Raw genomic sequence first — 21,176 nt, 5'->3', positions numbered from 1 at the left:
TTCGCCCTTACGGTGACGTCAAAAGAGGATCGTTTTTATGAGCACTTTGGGCCATCAACCTGATAACTCCTTAGTTTCTAACGCATTTGGTTTCCTGCGTTTTCCGCTGAACTTCCAACCATACGACTCAGATGCTGACTGGGTGATCACCGGTATTCCTTTCGATATGGCAACCTCCGGCCGTTCCGGCGCTCGTCTGGGCCCGGCGGCGATTCGTCAGGTATCTGTCAATCTTGCATGGGAAGGGCAGCGTTGGCCGTGGGATTTCGATCTGCGTGACCGCCTGAAAGTGATCGACTGCGGCGACGTCGTCTTCAACTTTGGCGATGCACAGGATCTGACTGACAAACTGCAGCAGCATGCTGAAAAAGTATTGGCGTCCGGCAAGCGTATGCTCTCTTTCGGCGGCGACCACTTTGTGACGTTGCCCCTGCTGCGCGCCCATGCCAAACATTTCGGTAAGATGGCGTTGGTGCATTTCGATGCGCACACCGACACTTATTCCAACGGCAGCAAATTCGACCACGGCACCATGTTCTTCCATGCGCCGAACGAAGGCCTGATCGATCCGAACCACTCTGTGCAGATTGGTATCCGTACTGAATTCGACAAAAATCTGGGCTTCACCGTTCTGGATGCCGCGCAGGTCAATGACCGCACCGTGGATGATATTTTGGCGCAGGTTAAGCAGATCGTCGGCGATCTTCCGGTTTACCTGAGCTTCGACATCGACTGTCTGGATCCGGCACATGCACCGGGTACCGGCACGCCAGTGATTGGCGGCCTGACATCAGATCGTGCCCTTAAACTGGTGCGCGGCCTGAAAGATCTGGATCTGGATATCGTCGGCATGGACATCGTTGAGATTGCTCCGGCTTACGACCAGTCTGAAATCACTGCACTGGCGGCGGCTACACTGGCGTTGGAAATGCTGCACGTTCAGGCTTATAAAAAAGGCTGATAGTCAGTTTTCTGCATCATTTAATAAAGGCACCTGCACGGTGCCTTTATTATTTGTCTTATGAATGCATATTGATTTAAACATGACAAATATAAATTTATTTTCAGATAAATGCTAAGCGGAAAAATCCCCCCCCCGGAAAATAACCTCCGGCCGCACAGTTTCATAATTAAAATATGCCTGACATCCTTTATTCCCCCGCCTTTCCCTTTTCTGGGGATTTTCATAATATTTTCTGAGTGAATAATTAAATTGATATCAATTCATGGTATTTATAAAAATAAAATAACCACTGCGGTTATTTTCCTGCCTTTATTTCTATGACTTAATGGCTGTGCGTGGGTACATGACGAAAACCCCGCGTTACCTCAGACAGATATTACGCAATTGCGCGCACCGGAAATCTCACAGGCCGCTATGCAGGCGTGGCCCGGCTCCAACTGGTGGATGGACTATCATAATCCGCAACTCAACGTGCTGGTGGCACAGGCACTGAAGGATTCACCTTCCGTTGCGGTTGTGCAGCAGCGTATCGTGCTGGCAAAGGCGCAGACCGAGATGGCGAAAGCACAGGGTGGTGCGCAAATTGATTTTGGCGCAGACGTCGAGCGGCAGAAAATGTCCGGAGAAGGGGGCATGGGGCCTTTCGCCGTGGATGATTCGGCTGCGGGGACCATGGGTCCCTGGTACACCAACGGGACCTTTGGCTTACAGGGCAGCTATGAACTGGATTTATGGGGTAAAAATCATGATCAGATTCAGGCCTCATTAGGGATTTATCAGGCTGAGCTTGTCCAGACACAACTGATGGTCTCTTCGGCAGTGGCCGAACTGTATTGGGATATCCAGACGGTGATGGCGTTGCAACAAGTTTTGCAACAGGTGCAGGAGCAGCAGCAGCGTATTGTTGATACCGACGAAATGCTGTTCAGACAAGGGATCCTCTCCTCACTGGATGATGCCTCGACGAAAATTACGCTGGCCAAACTTGCGCAGAATACTGCTGCCAATAATGGCGAGTTACGCACGGTGCAGGCCACATTGGGCGCGATGATGGGACTGAAGCAACCGTTGCCATCGATACAGCCAGTCACACTGCCAGAAGCCGCCGAAGCATTGCCGCCGACGCTTAACTATGAACTGCTGGCACGTCGCCCCGACTTACAAGCCGCCCAATGGTACATTGAAGCTTCACTCAGTCAGGTGGATGCACAAGGGCTGCTTTTTATCCCAGCATCAACCTGATGGGTTTCCTGCAATATGACGCACTGCATCTGAGTGATTTGTTCCGCAGTTCGGCGCAACAGATGGGCGCTATTGCGGGTCTGACTCTGCCGATTTTCGACAGCGGCCGGTTAAACGCCAATCTGGATATCGTACAGGCAAACAGCAGTCTGACTATCGCTTCGTATAATAAAGCCATCGTGGGTGCCGTGACTGACGTTGTGAAAAGCGCCAGTCAGATTCAGACGCTGGCGCAAGAAGAATTGCATCAGCAAGAGGTTGTCGGGGGGAACGGCATATATTGGATCTGACGCTGCAACGTTTCGCCGCCGGGCTTATTAGTGCGAATCAGGTATCAAAGGCCAGACTTCCTCTCTTATAAGAACAGGCTAATTTATTGATTCTGAAAAATAAGATCATTAATGCCGATATCAGTCTTATTACTTCTTTGGGGGGAGGTTATCATGCCACGAAAAAACAATATATCCGGTAATGTTAATATAAAGTCTTAAGTTATAACAAGGGCGCAATATATTTGCACCCTTGTTCATTTCACTTCCATTAATGTCTAAATTATTTTCCGGCGGCGATACGTTCACGAATATGTTTAGCGCGGGCCTCGGAAGACGGATGATCGTCAAACCAGCCGATGCTGCTCCCTTTGTCGAGCGTGGCAAGTTTCTCGAAGCTGGTCGCCAGACCGGTCGGGTCGATGCCGCGTTTTTTTAGCAAATCGAACGAATAGTCATCCGCCTCTGATTCCTGTTTTTGCGAGAACTGGGCGTTAACATATTTCTCACCAAGATCTGCCAGTTGTGACTGAGAAAGGGTGGCGCTGATGCCCCCTAATGAAGAGGCTGCTGAACGTGCGGCTGTCGCGCCATAGGCGACTTGCATGGCTTTACGGGTATGCCCCAGCGCCACGTGGCCCATTTCATGACCCAGTACGCCTTCGACCTCGTTGTCATTCATCATGTCCATCAGCCCGCTGTAAACACGGATACAGCCGTTCGCCATCGCCCAGGCGTTGACGTCTTTGGTGATGTACACCTTATAGTTCGCCGGTTGGCCATTAATGTTATCGCCAAGGGCTGCGGAGATTTTTTTCAGACGTTGAGCATATTCGCTGCTATCCGGGGCGATTTGTGCTTTTTTGTCCATCTCTTCGCAGGACTGTACGCTAAGCGTTTTTACATCGGCATCTGACAGCGTGGCTGCCTGATAGGCTTGTGCGCCGGATTGCATCAGGGTATCGGTATTGAGATTAGCGCAACCGGATAGCAAAGCGACAACGCTCAGACTCAACAGCGCAGGAGTAAATTTCATCAGTTTTCGTTCCCAAAAGTAAAAAGCAAAAGCAGAGAAAAATGCCGTAAAAAGGCGATAAAGGTAAGGCTAGCGTTAAAGTAGGTTTTTTTCGTCCGCCGATCTATAGTTGATATCCTAAAAACCGCACTGTTTTAAAAGCGAATTTTGTGAACTTCATCACGCGCACTAATAGAGTTTGCCGTTTTAATGCCTAGTCTGAGAAAATGATTTTCTTGACTGCTTTTTTAATCCGACCTGGAGTAGAACATGTCCTCTCGTAAAGAGCTTGCGAACGCTATCCGTGCACTGAGTATGGACGCCGTGCAGAAAGCGAAATCCGGCCACCCTGGCGCCCCTATGGGCATGGCAGATATTGCCGAAGTCCTGTGGCGTGACTACCTGAACCATAACCCGACGAACCCACACTGGGCTGACCGCGATCGCTTCGTGCTGTCCAATGGTCATGGTTCAATGCTGATCTACAGCCTGTTACACCTCACGGGTTATGATCTGCCGATGAGCGAACTGGCTAACTTCCGTCAGTTGCACTCTAAAACCCCAGGCCATCCGGAATACGGCTACACCCCTGGCGTTGAAACTACCACCGGTCCGCTGGGTCAGGGCATCGCTAACGCCGTCGGTTTTGCTATCGCGGAACGCACGCTGGCCGCGCAGTTCAACCAGCCAGGTCATGACGTGGTCAACCACCACACCTACGCCTTCATGGGCGACGGTTGTATGATGGAAGGCATCTCCCACGAAGTCTGCTCACTGGCAGGTACCATGAAACTCGGCAAACTGACCGCGTTTTATGATGACAACGGGATCTCCATCGACGGCCACGTAGAAGGCTGGTTCACCGATGACACCGCAGCACGCTTCGAAGCTTACGGCTGGCACGTTGTGCGCGGCGTGGACGGCCACGATGCCGATTCAATCAAAGCGGCTATCGAAGAATCTCATAAAGTTACCGACAAACCTTCCCTTTTGATGTGCAAAACCGTGATCGGTTTTGGCTCACCAAATAAAGCGGGTTCTCACGACGCGCACGGCGCACCGCTGGGTGACGCGGAAGTTGCAGCAACCCGTAAGCAACTGGGCTGGAACTACCCTCCGTTTGAAATCCCACAGGACATTTATGCCCAGTGGGATGCTAAAGAAGCCGGTAAAGCTAAAGAAGCGGCCTGGGATCAGAAATTCGCTGCTTATGAAAAAGCGCACCCTGCGCTTGCAAAAGAGTTCAAACGCCGCGTAAACGGCGAGCTGCCTGCTAACTGGCAAGCGGATGCACAGAAATTCATCGAAGAGTTGCAGGCAAATCCTGCCAACATCGCCAGCCGTAAAGCGTCACAAAACGCGCTGGAAGCTTTCGGTAAAGTGTTGCCAGAATTCCTCGGCGGCTCTGCTGACCTCGCGCCAAGCAACCTGACCATGTGGTCTGGTTCGAAGTCACTGGGCGATGATTTAGCCGGTAACTACATTCATTACGGCGTTCGCGAATTCGGTATGACCGCGATCACCAACGGTATCGCACTGCACGGCGGTTTCCTGCCGTACTCTGCGACCTTCCTGATGTTCGTGGAATATGCCCGTAATGCCGTGCGTATGGCAGCGCTGATGAAAATCCGCAACGTCTTCGTGTATACCCATGACTCTATCGGTCTGGGTGAAGACGGCCCGACGCACCAGCCGGTTGAGCAAATGGCCAGTCTGCGCGTCACGCCAAACATGAGCACCTGGCGCCCGGGTGATCAGGTTGAATCTGCTGTGGCATGGAAATACGCTATCGAGCGTAATGACGGCCCGGTTACCCTGATCTTCTCCCGTCAGAACCTGACCCAACAACCGCGTACTGCCGAGCAACTGGCAAATATCGCGCGCGGTGGCTATGTGTTGAAAGATTGCGTAGGTACGCCGGAAGTGATCCTGATCGCCACCGGTTCTGAAGTGGGTATCACCGTGGAAGCGGCAGACAAACTGGCTGCAGCGGGTACGAAAGTACGCGTGGTGTCCATGCCATCTACCGATGCGTTCGACAAACAAGACGCGGCATACCGTGAATCTGTACTGCCGAAAGCGGTGTCTGCGCGTGTTGCCGTTGAAGCGGGTATTGCTGACTACTGGTACAAATACGTGGGCCTGAATGGCGCTGTTGTGGGTATGACCAGCTTCGGCGAATCAGCTCCTGCGGAAGAGCTGTTCAAAGAGTTCGGCTTCACCGTTGAAAACGTCGTGGCGCAAGCTCAGGCATTGTTGAAGTAAGTCTGAAACGTTAACTGCAAAAGGCATCCTTCTGGATGCCTTTTTTACATCCCACTTTTATGATCTGTCTCCCAGTTTCACGCTAAATGATGCAGGTCAAACTGCAAAATCGCCACCTCAGCTACACTCGACTTTCTAAATACGTGCTTACTTGTCGCCAGCCGGGCGATAAAAAAGCGGGTATAAACGTGATATGGAAGTGAAAGGGCGGTAATTGCGAAGAATCTCTGGCGATTATTTCAGCGTTTGATCGCAGAATTGCTTTCCAAACCGGCGAATTATTCCTTTTGCGCACACTTTGGTTTATGCTCGGCTGAACCGTTTCAGTAGCAACATAAGTGCTTAACATCGCCGCTGGGTTGTTAACGTGACGATGTGGAAAGAGCAAATTACGTCTCAGGGTGTCAGAAACGTTGTTGAGAACGATTCACCGTTACTGCGCACTGCATTACTATAGGGGTTACTGCCAAAAGATAACCACCGTGTAACAGGGAGAAGTATGCCAATACGTATAGCAATTAATGGCTTTGGTCGCATAGGCCGTAGCGTATTGCGCGCGTTATACGAATCCGGACGTCGGGCGGAGATCAGCGTCGTTGCTATCAACGAACTGGCCAGCCCTGAAGGTATGGCACACCTGTTAAAGTATGACTCCAGCCACGGGCGCTTCCCGTGGGACGTTCGTCAGGAAGGGGATGTGTTGTACGTCGGTGATGACAGCATCCGTTTACTGCATCAGCCAGACGCTTCACAGCTGCCCTGGGGCGAACTCAGTGTGGATGTGGTTCTCGACTGCACCGGTGTTTATGGCAGCCGTGAGGATGGTGAAACGCAGCTTGCAGCAGGGGCCAAAAAAATCCTCTTCGCGCATCCCGGAGGTCATGACCTCGACGCCACCGTCGTTTACGGCGTGAACCACGACCTGCTTGAACGTCAGCACCGCATCGTTTCCAACGCTTCCTGCACCACCAATTGCATCATCCCTATTATTAAGCTGCTGGACGACGCCTATGGCATCGAATCCGGCACGGTAACGACCATCCATGCGTCGATGAACGACCAGCCGGTGATTGACTCCTACCATGCAGATTTACGCCGAACGCGCGCCGCGAGTCAGTCGATTATTCCGGTCGACACCAAACTTGCCGCGGGTATCACGCGCATCATGCCAAAATTCTGCGATCGCTTTGAAGCCATCTCAGTGCGCGTGCCAACCATCAACGTCACGGCGATAGATTTAAGCGTTTTTGTCGGGGGATGTGTGACGGTCGAAGAGGTCAACCAGTTGCTGCAAAAGGCCGCAAATGGCGCTTTTCGTGGTATTGTTGACTATACCGAACTACCATTAGTCTCGACAGATTTTAACCATGATCCCCACAGCGCCATCGTTGATGGCACGCAAACGCGGGTGAGTGGACAGCACCTGATTAAGACGCTGGTCTGGTGCGATAACGAGTGGGGTTTTGCCAACAGAATGTTGGATACAACATTGGCAATGTCCGCTAGCGGTTTCTAGTACGGCACTTCCGGCTAACAGCGGGAATGGCCCTCAAGCAACTTTAAAGAGAATCAACGAGAGGATTCACCATGTCTGTAATTAAGATGAGCGATCTGGATTTAGCGGGTAAACGCGTACTGATCCGTGCGGACCTTAATGTGCCGGTTAAAGATGGCAAAGTGACATCTGATGCACGTATTCGTGCGTCATTGCCAACCATCGAAATTGCCCTGAAACAAGGCGCACGCGTGATGGTTACCTCGCATCTGGGTCGTCCGACTGAAGGCGAGTACAACGAAGAGTTTTCTCTGCTGCCAGTTGTTAACTACCTGAAAGAGCATCTGAAATCCCCTGTACGTCTGGCTAAAGATTACCTGGACGGCGTTGATGTTGCTGAAGGCGAACTGGTTGTTCTGGAAAACGTTCGCTTTAACAAAGGCGAAAAGAAAGACGACGAATCCCTGTCTAAGAAATATGCTGCACTGTGTGACATCTATGTAATGGATGCATTCGGTACCGCGCACCGTGCGCAGGCTTCTACTCACGGCGTAGGTAAATTTGCTCCTATCGCGTGTGCGGGTCCGCTGCTGTCTGCAGAACTGGAAGCACTGGGTAAAGCGCTGAACAACCCGGCTCGTCCGATGGTGGCTATCGTTGGCGGTTCTAAAGTTTCGACTAAACTGACCGTGCTGGATTCCCTGTCCAAAATCGCTGACCAACTGATCGTTGGTGGTGGTATCGCGAACACCTTCGTTGCTGCACAAGGTAACAACGTCGGTAAATCCCTGTACGAAGCAAGCCTGGTTGATGAAGCCAAACGCCTGCTGACTATTTGCGATATCCCGGTTCCGACAGACGTTCGCGTAGCGACTGAGTTCTCTGAAACTGCAACGGCGACCGTGAAGTCCGTTAAAGACATCAAAGACGAAGAACAAATTCTCGACATGGGCGACGAGTCTGCTCACCGCCTGGCTGAGATCATCAAAAACGCTAAAACCATTCTTTGGAATGGTCCTGTTGGCGTGTTCGAGTTCCCTAACTTCCGTAAAGGAACCGAAATTGTGGCGCAAGCCATTGCTGACAGCGAAGGTTTCTCTATCGCAGGCGGCGGCGACACTCTGGCAGCAATCGACCTGTTCGGTATTGCTGACAAAATCAACTACATCTCTACTGGCGGCGGCGCATTCCTTGAGTTCGTTGAAGGTAAAGCACTGCCAGCTGTTGTGATGCTGGAAGAGCGTGCTAAGAAGTAATGAACCTGACAGGGCAGCATAACGCTGCCCTGTTTTCTATCTCGCGCGAGGGGCTGCTCAGTGGAACTCAGGCGAGATAGCAAACCGATTCAAATCCATCTACGGCCGACGATACAGGACAAAGAACTATGTCTAAAATTTTTGATTTCGTAAAACCAGGCGTCATCACTGGTGATGATGTTCAGAAAGTTTTCGCTATTGCTAAAGAAAACAACTTTGCACTGCCAGCAGTTAACTGCGTAGGTACTGACTCAATCAACGCCGTTCTTGAAGCCGCTGCGAAAGTCCGTTCACCGGTTATCGTTCAGTTCTCCAACGGTGGCGCTGCGTTCATCGCGGGTAAAGCTCTGAAAACTGACGTGCCACAAGGCGCAGCAATCCTGGGTGCAATCTCTGGCGCACATCACGTGCATCAGATGGCTGAACATTACGGCGTGCCAGTTATTCTGCATACCGACCATTGCGCTAAGAAATTGCTGCCATGGATCGACGGTCTGTTGGACGCGGGCGAAAAACATTTCGCTAAAACTGGCAAACCACTGTTCTCTTCACACATGATCGACCTGTCTGAAGAATCTCTGGAAGAAAACATTGAAATTTGCAGCAAGTATTTAACTCGCATGGCAAAACTCGATATGACTCTGGAAATCGAACTGGGTTGCACCGGCGGTGAAGAAGATGGCGTAGACAACAGCCATATGGACGCATCAGCACTGTACACTCAGCCACAAGATGTTGATTACGCTTACGAAAAACTGAACGCAATCAGCCCGCGTTTCACTATCGCTGCGTCATTCGGTAACGTGCACGGCGTGTACAAGCCAGGCAACGTTAAACTGACTCCAACGATTCTGCGTGATTCTCAGGAATACGTTTGCAAGAAACACAACCTGCCACACAACGCGCTGAACTTCGTGTTCCACGGCGGTTCTGGTTCTACTGCGGCTGAAATCAAAGAAGCAGTGAGCTACGGCGTTATCAAAATGAACATCGATACCGATACCCAATGGGCAAACTGGGACGGTATCCTGCAGTTCTACAAGAAAAACGAAGCTTACCTGCAAGCTCAGCTGGGTAACCCAGAAGGCGCAGACAAGCCAAACAAAAAATTCTACGATCCACGCGTATGGTTGCGTGCTGCTCAGTCTTCCATGGTGACTCGCCTGGAACTGGCATTCAAAGAATTGAACGCAGTAGACGTTCTGTAATTTCACTCTTCTGGCTTCAGGGCCAGATGACAGAAATTACCATCAAGGGGCTTCGGCCCCTTTTTTAATGCCTATAATGCAGAAATAATAAAACGCACAATACGGAGAATACTATGCGCATTGCCCTGATCGCTCTGTTAGCCTTGTCGCCGTTCGTTCATGCCGCTGACGCCGTTGTGGATTGCAAAAACGCCAATACCCAGACGGACATGAATATTTGTGCCAGCCAGGATTTTAAACGTAGCGATACGTTGCTTAATCAGGCTTATAAACAAAAGATGGCGCAGCTTTCGCCTAAGCAGCAAACCCAATTCAAAACCGCGCAGCGTAACTGGATTGCTTTCCGGGACAGCGACTGCGAATTCCAGTCCTCCGGCGTCAAAGGCGGTTCGGTCTGGCCAATGATTTACTCGGGCTGTTTGCAGCAAAAAACCGAACAGCGTACCAAAGAAATCAACGCCTTTATGCATTGTGAAGAGGGTGATCTGAGCTGCCCGTGATCACACCACCCCGCCTGAGAGAGCCTAATGAAGCCTAAATCCGTCACCCTTGATGACGTTGCACGCCACGCTGGTGTCTCTTACCAGACCGTTTCCCGCGTGCTGAATCAGGCTGCACATGTGTCACAGAAAACCCGCGATAAGGTTGAACAGGCCATGTTGGCGCTCAACTATGTGCCGAACCGTGTCGCGCAGCAGTTGGCGGGTAAGCGCAGCTATACGCTGGGGCTTGCGACCACGGAACTGGCGCTTCATGCGCCGTCACAAATTGCCTCCTCGGTAAAAACCCGCGCCAGCCAGCTGGGCTTTAACGTAGTTATCTCGATGATTGATACCCTGAGCCTGACCGCCTGCCGCGCCGCCGTGAGTGAGCTTATCGCCCAGCGCGTGGATGGCGTGTTAATCAATGTCCCGCTGGAAGCAGAAGAAGCGCAGTCAATCGTGGAATTCTGCGGGCAACTGCCGGTGATGTTTCTCGACGTGGCGCCCGATGCGCCGGTATTCAAAACGTTGTTTGATCCCCACTGCGGAGCAAAGCAGGGGGTTGAGCATCTGCTGCAACTGGGCCACCGGCAGATTGCGCTGATCGCCGGTCCGCTGACCTCGGTATCAGCCCGGCTGCGTTATCAGGGCTGGCTGGAGGCATTGTCATTGCATCAAATTACGCCCTGCGCGACTCACCATGGCGACTGGAGCGCCGCGTCGGGGTATGCGCTGGCGTTATTCCTGCTAAATCACTCGTCGCGTCCTACGGCGGTTTTGGTGGCCAATGACCAGATGGCACTCGGCGTGCTGCGGGCGGTACATGAGCATGGCCTGCGGGTGCCGGAGCAGATATCCGTAGTGGGTTACGATGACACTGAAGACAGCGCCTATTTCCAGCCGCCGCTGACCACCATCAAACAGGATTTCCGCCAGTTGGGTGTCAGGAGTGTGAGCCGGCTGGTCGAAGGGCTGGAGCCACACGCTGGCCCGCAACAAGATTCTCTGCTTTTGCCCACGTTGCTGGTGGTGCGTAATACCACCGCACCGGTGGGATCCTCTTAAGCCATTCCCCGCGCGAAATGTGATCCGCCCCTCTTTCCCTGCCTCTCTGGCTTTACTTCAGATGAATATCGCCGCATGTTGAGTATAATTGTGAGCGCATAACATTTTTTGAATGAGACAGCATAATGAACCCTGAAACCGCTAACGGATCTTCTTCACTGGCTACGGTGCTGGCGCGCCGTGACTGGGAAAATGTCGCATCCACTCAGCATAATCGCTTACCAGCACACCCGTCGTTTCAGAGCTGGCGCTGTCAGGATGCAGCTCGTGCCGGGCGGGATCCGGTGAGCATTGTGAGCCTTAATGGTGACTGGACGTTCAGCTATTTCAGCCAGCCAGAGAAAGTCCCGGAAGCCTGGCTGCAAAACGATCTGCCGCAGGCTGGGCGCTTAGCCGTCCCCTCAAACTGGCAGCTGGCAGGCTTTGATGCACCGATTTATACCAATGTGCAGTATCCCATTGCGGTCAATCCCCCGTTTGTCCCCACAGAAAACCCGACCGGTTGTTATTCGCTCACCTTTTCTGTGGATAGCGACTGGCTGGCCAGCGGGCAGACGCGCGTTATTTTCGACGGTGTTAACTCGGCCTTCTATTTGTGGTGTAACGGTCAGTGGATCGGCTATTCGCAGGACAGCCGTCTGCCGGCCGAGTTTGACCTCAGCGGCATCCTGCAACCGGGCGAAAACCGTTTGGCGGTGATGGTGCTGCGCTGGTGCGACGGCAGCTATCTGGAAGATCAGGACATGTGGCGCATGAGCGGGATTTTCCGTGACGTCAGCTTGCTGCATAAACCGGCCAGTCAGCTGACTGACGTTCAAGTACGCACCCATTTGCGTCATGATTTTACTCAGGCAGAGCTGGAGGTGCAGATCTCCGCGCTGCTTCCAACCGATGACGCCAGCCTGCATCAGGTACAGGCACAACTTTGGCAGGGCGAGCGCCCGATCGCTGAGCTGACCCACCGTGTAGGCAGCGATATTATTGACGAGCGGGGCAACTATGCTGACCGCACCACGCTGCGTCTGGCCGTCAACCATCCCGATTTATGGAGCGCCGAGCAGCCCTCGCTCTACCGGTTGGTGGTGTCGTTGCTGACACCGCAGGATGAATTGATTGAGGCCGAGGCTTACGATGTCGGCTTCAGGGAAGTCACGATCAGCGACGGCCTGCTGAAAGTAAACGGTAAACCGGTACTGATTCGGGGGACTAACCGTCATGAGCATCACCCGGAAAACGGGCAGGTGATGGATGAAGCCACTATGCGCCGGGACATTATGCTGATGAAGCAGCATAACTTTAATGCCGTGCGTTGTTCGCATTACCCGAATCATCCTCTGTGGTATCGCTTGTGCGACCAGTACGGCCTGTACGTGGTGGACGAAGCCAATATTGAAACCCACGGTATGCAGCCGATGAGCCGCCTGTCGGATGACCCGCGCTGGTTCAACGCTTACAGTGAACGCGTGACCCGTATGGTGCAGCGCGACCGCAACCACCCGTGCATTATTATCTGGTCTTTGGGGAATGAATCCGGCCACGGTGCCACGCATGACGCCCTCTACCGCTGGGTAAAAACCAACGATCCCACCCGTCCGGTGCAGTACGAAGGGGGCGGTGCGAATACCGCAGCGACCGACATTATTTGCCCGATGTATGCCCGCGTTGAGCAGGATCAGCCGTTCCCCGCCGTGCCTAAATGGTCGATTAAAAAATGGATCAGTATGCCGGGCGAGCAGCGCCCGCTGATCTTGTGCGAATACGCCCATACGATGGGCAACAGCTTCGGCGGCTTTGACCAATACTGGAAAGCCTTCCGTCAGTTTCCGCGCTTACAGGGCGGGTTCGTCTGGGATTGGGTTGATCAAAGCCTGACCCGAACTGACGAAACTGGCGTCAGCTACCAGGCCTACGGCGGTGACTTCGGTGATACCCCCAACGACCGTCAATTCTGCATGAACGGGCTGGTTTTCGCTGACCGCACGCCGCATCCGTCACTGTTTGAAGCACAGCGCGCACAGCAGTTTTTCCAGTTTGAAATGATCAGCACCGATCCGTTGCGCGTTGAGATCCACAGCGAATTTCTATTCCGCCACAGTGACAACGAACAACTGCACTGGCGTATTGAGCAGGACGGTAAAGCGATCGTCGAAGGCGATATCGCGCTGAATATCGCACCGGGCGGCAAGCAGATTCTGGAGCTGGGATCTCTCCCTGTCACCACCACGCCCGGTGAACTCTGGCTGAACGTGGCGGTCCATCAGCCGCAGGCGACCAGTTGGTCAGCCGCGGATCACCGCAGTGCCTGGGATCAATGGCAGTTGCCGTGCGGGTTAAATTTATCATCGAGCCGGTCTGAGCCCGGCGAAACACCGGTACTCTCGGAGCAGGGCGATCGGATCGAAATTCGTCACGGCGTTCAGCGCTGGCACTTCAGCCGTCAGAGCGGGTTACTGGAGCAGTGGTTTGATGATGACCAGCCCCAGCTACTGACAGCGCTGCGGGATCAGTTTATTCGCGCGCCGCTGGACAACGACATCGGCGTCAGCGAAGTGACGCGCATCGACCCGAATGCGTGGGTTGAGCGCTGGAAAGCGGCTGGCATGTATCAGCTGGAAACGCAGACGCTAGATGTGCAAGCCGATGCACTGCGTCATGGCGTATTAATCACCACGCGTCATGCCTTTATTCATCAGGGCGAGGTGCTGCTGACCAGCCGCAAAACCTACCTGTTCAACAGTCAGGGGGAAATGCAGCTGGACGTCGTGGTGACGGTAGCCACTTGTCTTCCCGCACCGGCGCGCATCGGCCTGACCTGTCAACTGGTGGAAAATGCTCCGCAGGTTAACTGGCTCGGTCTGGGGCCGCATGAGAACTACCCGGATCGCTGTCTGGCGGCGCAGTTTGGCCGCTGGGATCTTCCGCTTGAGCAGATGTACACTCCCTACGTCTTCCCGACGGAAAACGGCCTGCGCGGCGGCACCCGCGAGCTGAATTACGGCGCGTGGCAGCTTAACGGACATTTCCATTTCGGCCTGAGCCGTTTCAGCTTGCAACAGCTGATGGAAACCTCTCACCGTCATCTGCTGAGCGAAGAACCGGGTACCTGGCTGAACATCGACGGTTTCCATATGGGCGTTGGTGGGGATGATTCCTGGAGCCCCAGCGTCAGCCCGGATTTCCTGCTCAGCGCGGGCCATTACGCCTATTCAGTCAGCTGGAAGCGGGGGGTAATGGAGTGAGAATGTTCTCGTAAACGCCTAATTTGGCGGCACTCTTCCACGTCAAAGTGGCATGAAGCGGGATTGTTAGTTACCCTTAAAGACTTAAAGAAAGCCGCATGAGGCGGGTTTTCGTGGCGGCTTTTTCTGACTGCCCGGGTGGGTGAATTTTTAGGGGTGTTTCGAATGGAAGATTTGAACGTTGTAGGCAGTATCAATAATGCCGGTAACTGGCTGGTGCGAAATCAGGAATTACTGCTGCATTATGCCGTTAACGTAGTCGCTGCCATTTTCATTTTGATTGTTGGTCTGATTGTTGCCCGCATCTTGTCAGGTGCGGTAAGCCGCGTGATGAAACTGCGTGGTATTGACCTGACGGTTTCCGATTTTCTGGCGGCTATGGTGCGTTACGCGGTTATCGCGTTCACGCTGATTGCCGTGCTGGGCCGTATTGGCGTGCAGACCACGTCTGTGATTGCTGTTATCGGTGCCGCCGGTTTGGCCGTCGGTTTAGCGTTGCAGGGGTCACTGTCAAACTTTGCCGCAGGCGTACTGCTGGTGATTTTCCGCCCGTTTCGTGCCGGTGAATATGTCGATTTAGGCGGCGTGGCCGGGACCGTCACGCAGGTGCAGATCTTCTCCACCACGCTGCGTACTGTTGACGATAAAGTGATTGTGGTGCCGAACGGTAAAATCATCGCCGGTAACATCATCAATACCTCGCGTGAACCCAACCGCCGTACTGAAATCATGGTGGGTGTAGGTTATGACTCTGATATCGATCTGGTGAAAAAGGTGTTGGGTGACATTATTGCGGCCGACAAACGTATTCAGCATGACAAAGGTGTCACCGTACGTCTGAATGAAATGGCGGCATCGACACTTAATTTCGTGGTACGTGTCTGGACCACCAATGGCGATGCGCAGGAAGTGAACTGGGATCTGCTGGAAGCGTTCAAACGCGCGCTGGATAAAAACAATATCAATATTGCTTATCCGCAGCTGGATGTTCACCTGTATCGCGTTGCTGATGCGGCGACCAGCCAGCAGGAAGAGCGGCGCTCTATCGAGCAAAAAGGCGTGGCGGAATAACGCGCCATTGCTGAAAAATAACAGGCGCCTGCGGGCGCCTTTTTCATGTCTGAAGCCAGCGGCGCCGGTAATTAGCAATGCTTATGTGGGATTAGAATTATCAATTTCCGCTAATGCAAAAGCTCACATACACTGCGCGTGATTAACCTTTCGAACCCATTAAGGAAACGACGTGCTGGCAATATTTCTGCAAGGACTGGCGATGAGCGCCGCAATGATTTTACCCATTGGCCCCCAAAATGCATTCGTGATGAATCAGGGGATCCGCAAACAGTATCACCTGATGATCGCCACCCTTTGCGCCGTCAGCGATGCCGCACTGATTTGTGCCGGTATTTTTGGCGGTAGTGCGCTCCTCAGCCAGTCGCCGATGTTACTGGCTATCGTCAGCTGGGGCGGGGTGGCCTTCCTGTTATGGTATGGTTGGGGCGCGTTTCGTACCGCTTTCAGTAAAAACCCTGAGCTGGCACAGGCGGAAGTGGCGAAGCAGAGCCGCTGGAAAATCGTGGTCAGTATGCTGGCGGTCACCTGGCTCAACCCTCATGTCTATCTCGATACCTTCGTGGTGCTCGGGAGTTTAGGGGGAAGTCTGAGCAGCGACGAACGCTCTTGGTTTGCGCTCGGTGCGGTGTCGGCGTCGGCGTTGTGGTTCTTTGGTCTGGCTATCCTGGCTGCAATGCTCTCGCCGTGGCTCAATACCGGCAGAGTGCAGCGCGCCATCAACTTCGTGGTCGGCGCCATCATGTGGGGTATCGCCGTACAGCTTGCTCGGCAAACCGGCCTTTTTTAAGATTTTGTCACTAATCTTAGTTTCTGCTGCCATCGGATATGCTACGGTTTTGCGGTTAATGAATGTAATGCCATATCTGGAATGATTAAAGGAGGCACTGTGAAATTGAAAGCATTGGCTATGGCCGCGATGTTGGGATTAGGGACGTTACCTGCTGCACTTCAGGCTGCTGAAGTTCCCGCGGGTCCGCATGTGGTCACTTCCGGGACAGCCAGCGTTGATGCAACGCCGGACATTGCGACGCTGGCGATTGAAGTCAATGTCTCTGCCAAAGATGCCGCGTCAGCCAAACAACAAGCTGACCAGCGCGTGGCTGAGTACTTCGCCTTCCTGCAAAAAAACGGCATTGAGAAGAAAGACATCAATGCCGCGAACCTCAGCACTCAGCCGGAATACAATTATCTGAAAGACGGGACATCACAGCTGAAAGGCTACCGTGCTGTACGTCAGGTTCAGGTGACGTTGCGTCAGTTAGACAAACTGAACGATTTGCTGGATGGTGCGTTGAAATCAGGCCTGAATGAAATCCGCTCTATTGAACTGGGCGTGGCGAATCCGGACCGTTTCCGTGACGAAGCGCGCCAGAAAGCCATCGACAATGCTACGCAACAGGCGAAAGCATTGGCAGAAGGCTTCCACGCTAAACTCGGTCCTGTTTACAGCATCCGTTATCATGTGGCGAATTATCAACCAATGCCGGTCGCTCGGATGTTTAAAGCCGCCGCCGCACCGACGCAAAATGATGCCGCTGAAACCTACGAACAGCAGAGCATTCACTTTGATGATCAGGTGGATGTCGTGTTCGAAATTCAGCGCTGATAACCGCCATACTTCAAGGCCCTCCAGGGTGACGTGAATTATTGTGGCTATCTGTCTGAAAATAAAAAACCCGCCGAAGCGGGTTTTTTATTTTCAGCTTTGGGTCAGCCCTGATAGGCGGAAAGTGACACCGTTTTTTGTGCCTCCAGTACGCGTAATCTTTCCGTGAGCGCCTGACGGATTGACGCGTAAGCCGTACTGCCGAGCGCAAGACGCAAAGGGGGCTGCGCGGCATCGGCTGCGGTAATCATCGCATCGACCGTTTTTACTGCGTCGCCCTTAATGGCGAAATCGCCGGAAGCAACGCCGCGGCGCACTTCACCGGCCGGGGTCTCTTCGTAGCATGGCATCGGTGTTGCGTGGTCCAGCCCGCCTGCAAAATTCGTTCCGGTCGGGCCTGGCTCGATGAGCAGGAAATCAATGCCGAAAGGCGCCACTTCCTGAGCCACCGATTCCACAAAGCCTTCGATCCCCCACTTGCTGGCATGATAGAGGCTGAAATTCGGGTAGGCGATCTGCCCGCCCTCGGATGAAACCTGCACAATTCGCCCGCCGCCCTGGGCTCGCAGATGCGGTAAAGCGGCGCGGATAAGCTGAATCGACCCCACCAGATTCGTAGCGATCTGCCGCTCTATTTGTTCGTCACTGACTTCTTCGCCTGCGCCGAACAGGCCGTAGCCTGCATTGCTGACCACAATATCAATCCGCCCCATGCGGGTGAACGCGTCCGTTAAGGCTGTTCTAATGGCCCGAGTATCGGTCACGTCGAGTGTGATGACATGCAAACGCTCGCCGTGCTTAACGAGCAATTCGTCCAGTGCGCCTTGTTTGCGCAGCGTTGCCACTACCCGGTCGCCGCGTTCCAGCAGTCGTTGCGTAAGAAGGCGGCCAAGGCCGGTGGAGGTGCCGGTGATAAACCATGTTTTTGTCATGTTGCCTGTCCTCATAAGAGTGAGACGTTGAACGTCAGGCATCAAGCATAGGTCAGTGCTATTGTTGTGTTAATACCCAATAAACTGCATAAACAGGTGAAAATAAAACACCAATGAATAAACCTACCCTGGCCGAATTAAGAACTTTTATGGCAGTGGCCGAGCATCGCAGTTTCCGCCGGGCAGCAGATCTGCTGGGCGTTACGCGATCCTCTCTCAGTCATACCGTACGCGGGCTGGAGGATCGTCTCAGCACACGTCTGCTTCACCGGACGACGCGAAGCGTATCGCTCACCGAGGCAGGTGACCGTCTGCTAAAACGACTCTCCCCTCTGATGACTGACCTTGATGCTGTGCTCGGTGATATGGCCGGGGAACAAGGGCGTCCGATGGGGGAACTGCGCATCAACGGTAGCGAGGGCGCTATCCGTCTGTTGCTGCGCAATATCGTGCCGAAGTTCATGGCGCGTTACCCTGATGTGTCGCTGGATCTGGTGGCTGAAGGGCGGCTGGTGGATATTGTCGAGCAGGGATTTGATGCGGGGATAAGGCTCGGCGAGGCGGTGCCGCAAGATATGATAGCCATCCGCGTGAGCGCAGATATACGCTTTCTGGCCGTGGCTTCCCCTGATTATCTGGCGGCTCACCCGGCCCCTGAAACGCCGGACGAACTGGTCAGACACCAGTGTTTACGCCAAAGGCTGCCCAGTGGAAAACGCTATCGGTGGGAATTTTGCCAGCACGGTCAGGAAGTGGCTATCGACGTGCCGGGAACGCTGACGCTGGATAATTCGCAACTGATGCTTGAAGCAGCCTCAGATGGGCTGGGTATTGCTTATCTGCCAGAAACGTATGTTCATACGGCACTGAATGAAGGGCGTTTGGTGGCGGTGCTGGAGGCATGGTGCCCGCTGATCCCAGGGCTGTTCCTTTACTTCTCAGGAAACCGCCATGTACCCGCGAGCCTGAGGGCATTTATCGATATCGTCCGAGAGAAGAGTGGATGAAATTTCCTCCATTCATACCCGCCGGACGAAAAGAGAAATCAATCAGTCCTGACGCAGCACCTGACGGCCATGTGCCAGCAGCGCATCCGTCACTTTGCGCATCATGCGGCTTTCCGGCGCGAAACGGTGCCAGAACAGCATCCGGCGCTGGAACAGGCCCGGCGTGAGGTCGATCAGTTCGCCGCTTTCCAGCTCTTTCTCGATTTGCAGATGTGGGATCATGCAGCACGTGGTGCCCTGACGGGCCAGCTGTACAAAGGCTTCCGACGAGTTAACGATATGGCACGGTACGCTGCCCGGCGACAGATCGAAGTTCTGCTGCAGGAAAGCCTGATGCATATCATCAAGATGGTCGAAGGCCACCGCAGGCGCTTTCAGCAGCGCCGAGCGGGTGACGCCATTCGGGAAATAGCGGTCAGCAAAAGGTTTCGAGCCGACAAACAGATAGTCCAGCGCGCCTAGTTGGTCCACCAGACAGCTTGGCAACGGTTGTGGCTGAATACTCACCGCGCCGACCACTTCGCCGCGACGCAGACGCTCCTGCGTACGGGTTTCGTCTTCTACCTGTAAATTAAGGCGGATAGGGGAGTCAACCAGCACGGATTTCAGCGCGGGCAGCAGCCAGGTTGCCAGGCTGTCGGCGTTGACTGCCAGCGACAGCAGCAGCGGCGTGTCATTGCTGTCAGTACCGCTGTCGTTGCCCAGCCACTCCTCTTCCAGCAATTCCACCTGATGCAACAGCGCCAGCAATTTCTGCCCCTGTTCCGTCGGGCGTGGCGGTACGGTACGGACCAGCAAAGGCTGGCCGAATAAATTTTCGAGCTGCTTAATTCGTTGAGATACCGCCGATTGAGTGATGCAAAGTTTCTGCGCAGCACGCTCAAAACCGCGCTCGCGGATCACTGCGTCCAGGGCTTGTAGCGTTCTATAGTCTGGGCGTTTCATCGGAGTTCTGTCCCCTGAATTTAATTTATCCAAATACTATGCCATAGATTGAACACTTTAGTGGCGGACAAAATCTTCCCCGTCATCAGGCGGGCGAGATGATAAGTGTGAACTCAGACATATCCAAAAGACCCAATTTCCGGGGACATGCTTTATAATCACTGGCATTGTTATCTTCACGAAACCACCCGGTTACCAAACAGAGAAGCTATGATGACTCAGGAAGAATTAAAGAAAGCTGTCGGTTGGGCCGCCTTGGACTACGTTACCCCCGGTACCATTGTGGGTGTTGGCACCGGCTCCACCGCTGCCCATTTCATTGATGCATTAGGCTCGATCAAACATCAGATTGAGGGGGCAGTTTCGAGTTCTGATGCCTCTACCGCCAAACTGAAAAGCCTCGGCATTCATGTTTTTGACAGCAACGAAGTGGATCAGCTCGACGTTTATGTGGATGGCGCCGATGAAATCAACGGCCAGATGCAGATGATCAAAGGTGGCGGCGCGGCGCTGACCCGTGAAAAAATCATCGCGGCCATCAGTAAAAAATTCGTCTGTATCGTTGATGCTTCCAAACAGGTCGACGTGTTGGGTAAATTCCCGCTGCCGGTGGAAGTGATCCCGATGGCGCGTTCTTATGTGGCGCGTGAGCTGGTGAAGCTCGGCGGCCTGCCGGAATACCGCCAAAACGTGCTGACCGACAACGGCAACATCATTCTGGATGTGCACAATCTGTCGATCCTCGATGCCATCGCGCTGGAAAATAAGATCAACGGTATCGCAGGTGTGGTGACGGTCGGTTTATTCGCTAACCGTGGTGCGGATGTCGCGCTGGTGGGCACGGCCGACGGCGTGAAAACCGTCACCCTGAAATAATCCCGACTCAGGCGGTTTCAGCCTGACAGGCGATAAGCAGAAGATCTGGCTGCGTAGATTCTGACGCAGCCAGTCTGTACGCGGTCATAACGTAATGTTATGAAGATGATAATTTTCCCGCTGAAACATCTTTTCTTCATAAGCCTGAATTTGGTGACTTATGTCACATTTCCTTCCCATACCTCGGTAACATCCGGCCCGAATTTTCTTACCCAGCATTAAATTCTAAAAAGCCA

At 53.4% G+C, this 21,176-nt stretch carries 16 protein-coding genes and 1 pseudogene; 14 read left to right on the top strand and 3 right to left on the bottom strand.

Annotated features, from left to right (window positions below; genetic code table 11):
- The first annotated feature begins 37 nt into the window (after positions 1-37).
- Entirely contained in the window at positions 38-961 is a 924-nt protein-coding gene (speB, locus tag ACZRKO_RS16150) for an agmatinase (protein ID WP_463738267.1), read from the top strand.
- Between the two features lie 324 nt (positions 962-1,285).
- Positions 1,286-2,678 (top strand): annotated as a pseudogene (locus ACZRKO_RS16145) (efflux transporter outer membrane subunit); the annotation flags it as partial.
- 80 nt (positions 2,679-2,758) lie between these two features.
- On the opposite strand, the gene loiP reads toward ACZRKO_RS16145, so the two are convergent.
- A complete protein-coding gene (gene loiP, locus ACZRKO_RS16140; protein WP_463738266.1) occupies positions 2,759-3,511 on the bottom strand; it encodes a metalloprotease LoiP in 753 nt (250 codons plus the stop codon).
- Positions 3,512-3,760: 249 nt separating this feature from the next.
- On the opposite strand from loiP, the gene tkt reads away from it, so the two are divergent.
- From tkt to ACZRKO_RS16090, 10 genes are all read left to right on the top strand, one after another.
- Complete coding sequence (gene tkt / locus ACZRKO_RS16135) at positions 3,761-5,755, top strand: transketolase (RefSeq protein ID WP_463738265.1); 1,995 nt, start codon at positions 3,761-3,763, stop codon at positions 5,753-5,755.
- Positions 5,756-6,254: 499 nt separating this feature from the next.
- Positions 6,255-7,271, top strand: a complete 1,017-nt coding sequence (gene epd, locus ACZRKO_RS16130; protein ID WP_463738264.1) for an erythrose-4-phosphate dehydrogenase — start codon at positions 6,255-6,257, stop codon at positions 7,269-7,271.
- A gap of 71 nt (positions 7,272-7,342) precedes the next feature.
- Positions 7,343-8,506, top strand: coding sequence for a phosphoglycerate kinase (gene pgk / locus ACZRKO_RS16125; RefSeq protein WP_463738263.1), 1,164 nt, complete (start codon positions 7,343-7,345; stop codon positions 8,504-8,506).
- Between the two features lie 128 nt (positions 8,507-8,634).
- Positions 8,635-9,714: a class II fructose-bisphosphate aldolase gene (gene fbaA, locus ACZRKO_RS16120; protein WP_463738262.1), complete on the top strand. Its 1,080-nt coding sequence runs from the start codon at positions 8,635-8,637 to the stop codon at positions 9,712-9,714.
- Positions 9,715-9,827: 113 nt separating this feature from the next.
- Positions 9,828-10,214, top strand: a complete 387-nt coding sequence (locus ACZRKO_RS16115) for a lysozyme inhibitor LprI family protein (RefSeq protein ID WP_463738261.1) — start codon at positions 9,828-9,830, stop codon at positions 10,212-10,214.
- Between the two features lie 27 nt (positions 10,215-10,241).
- Entirely contained in the window at positions 10,242-11,261 is a 1,020-nt protein-coding gene (locus tag ACZRKO_RS16110; RefSeq protein WP_463738260.1) for a LacI family DNA-binding transcriptional regulator, read from the top strand.
- A gap of 125 nt (positions 11,262-11,386) precedes the next feature.
- Entirely contained in the window at positions 11,387-14,500 is a 3,114-nt protein-coding gene (locus ACZRKO_RS16105; RefSeq protein WP_463738259.1) for a beta-galactosidase, read from the top strand.
- A gap of 165 nt (positions 14,501-14,665) precedes the next feature.
- Entirely contained in the window at positions 14,666-15,571 is a 906-nt protein-coding gene (mscS, locus tag ACZRKO_RS16100; protein WP_463738258.1) for a small-conductance mechanosensitive channel MscS, read from the top strand.
- Positions 15,572-15,743: 172 nt separating this feature from the next.
- Entirely contained in the window at positions 15,744-16,361 is a 618-nt protein-coding gene (gene argO, locus ACZRKO_RS16095; protein WP_463738257.1) for an arginine exporter ArgO, read from the top strand.
- A 99-nt stretch (positions 16,362-16,460) separates the two neighbouring features.
- Entirely contained in the window at positions 16,461-17,180 is a 720-nt protein-coding gene (locus ACZRKO_RS16090) for an oxidative stress defense protein (RefSeq protein ID WP_463738256.1), read from the top strand.
- 104 nt (positions 17,181-17,284) lie between these two features.
- Here ACZRKO_RS16090 and ACZRKO_RS16085 read toward each other — a convergent pair whose 3' ends face one another.
- Positions 17,285-18,112: an SDR family oxidoreductase gene (locus ACZRKO_RS16085; RefSeq protein WP_463738255.1), complete on the bottom strand. Its 828-nt coding sequence runs from the start codon at positions 18,110-18,112 to the stop codon at positions 17,285-17,287.
- Positions 18,113-18,225: 113 nt separating this feature from the next.
- Between ACZRKO_RS16085 and ACZRKO_RS16080 the strand changes: the two genes are divergently transcribed.
- The gene (locus ACZRKO_RS16080; protein WP_463738254.1) at positions 18,226-19,119 is read left to right on the top strand and encodes a LysR family transcriptional regulator; all 894 of its coding nucleotides are present in this window, start codon (positions 18,226-18,228) and stop codon (positions 19,117-19,119) included.
- Positions 19,120-19,161: 42 nt separating this feature from the next.
- Here ACZRKO_RS16080 and ACZRKO_RS16075 read toward each other — a convergent pair whose 3' ends face one another.
- Positions 19,162-20,064: a LysR family transcriptional regulator ArgP gene (locus tag ACZRKO_RS16075; protein ID WP_463738253.1), complete on the bottom strand. Its 903-nt coding sequence runs from the start codon at positions 20,062-20,064 to the stop codon at positions 19,162-19,164.
- Positions 20,065-20,277: 213 nt separating this feature from the next.
- Here ACZRKO_RS16075 and rpiA point away from each other — a divergent pair, with 213 nt between their 5' ends.
- Entirely contained in the window at positions 20,278-20,940 is a 663-nt protein-coding gene (rpiA, locus tag ACZRKO_RS16070) for a ribose-5-phosphate isomerase RpiA (RefSeq protein ID WP_463738518.1), read from the top strand.
- The last annotated feature ends 236 nt before the right edge of the window (positions 20,941-21,176 follow it).

It is taken from the genome of Ewingella sp. C233, assembly GCF_055407225.1.
This window is presented reverse-complemented; position numbering and strand designations above follow the sequence as displayed.

What these genes read in the sequence shown, in the direction of transcription:
- rpiA (WP_463738518.1), top strand. Translation starts at nt 20,278, where the DNA reads ATGACTCAGGAAGAATTAAAGAAAGCTGTCGGTTGGGCCGCCTTGGAC.
- ACZRKO_RS16075 (WP_463738253.1), bottom strand. Translation starts at nt 20,064, where the DNA reads ATGAAACGCCCAGACTATAGAACGCTACAAGCCCTGGACGCAGTGATC.
- ACZRKO_RS16080 (WP_463738254.1), top strand. Translation starts at nt 18,226, where the DNA reads ATGAATAAACCTACCCTGGCCGAATTAAGAACTTTTATGGCAGTGGCC.
- ACZRKO_RS16105 (WP_463738259.1), top strand. Translation starts at nt 11,387, where the DNA reads ATGAACCCTGAAACCGCTAACGGATCTTCTTCACTGGCTACGGTGCTG.
- ACZRKO_RS16115 (WP_463738261.1), top strand. Translation starts at nt 9,828, where the DNA reads ATGCGCATTGCCCTGATCGCTCTGTTAGCCTTGTCGCCGTTCGTTCAT.
- pgk (WP_463738263.1), top strand. Translation starts at nt 7,343, where the DNA reads ATGTCTGTAATTAAGATGAGCGATCTGGATTTAGCGGGTAAACGCGTA.
- loiP (WP_463738266.1), bottom strand. Translation starts at nt 3,511, where the DNA reads ATGAAATTTACTCCTGCGCTGTTGAGTCTGAGCGTTGTCGCTTTGCTA.
- ACZRKO_RS16085 (WP_463738255.1), bottom strand. Translation starts at nt 18,112, where the DNA reads ATGACAAAAACATGGTTTATCACCGGCACCTCCACCGGCCTTGGCCGC.
- speB (WP_463738267.1), top strand. Translation starts at nt 38, where the DNA reads ATGAGCACTTTGGGCCATCAACCTGATAACTCCTTAGTTTCTAACGCA.
- ACZRKO_RS16110 (WP_463738260.1), top strand. Translation starts at nt 10,242, where the DNA reads ATGAAGCCTAAATCCGTCACCCTTGATGACGTTGCACGCCACGCTGGT.
- mscS (WP_463738258.1), top strand. Translation starts at nt 14,666, where the DNA reads ATGGAAGATTTGAACGTTGTAGGCAGTATCAATAATGCCGGTAACTGG.
- tkt (WP_463738265.1), top strand. Translation starts at nt 3,761, where the DNA reads ATGTCCTCTCGTAAAGAGCTTGCGAACGCTATCCGTGCACTGAGTATG.
- epd (WP_463738264.1), top strand. Translation starts at nt 6,255, where the DNA reads ATGCCAATACGTATAGCAATTAATGGCTTTGGTCGCATAGGCCGTAGC.
- fbaA (WP_463738262.1), top strand. Translation starts at nt 8,635, where the DNA reads ATGTCTAAAATTTTTGATTTCGTAAAACCAGGCGTCATCACTGGTGAT.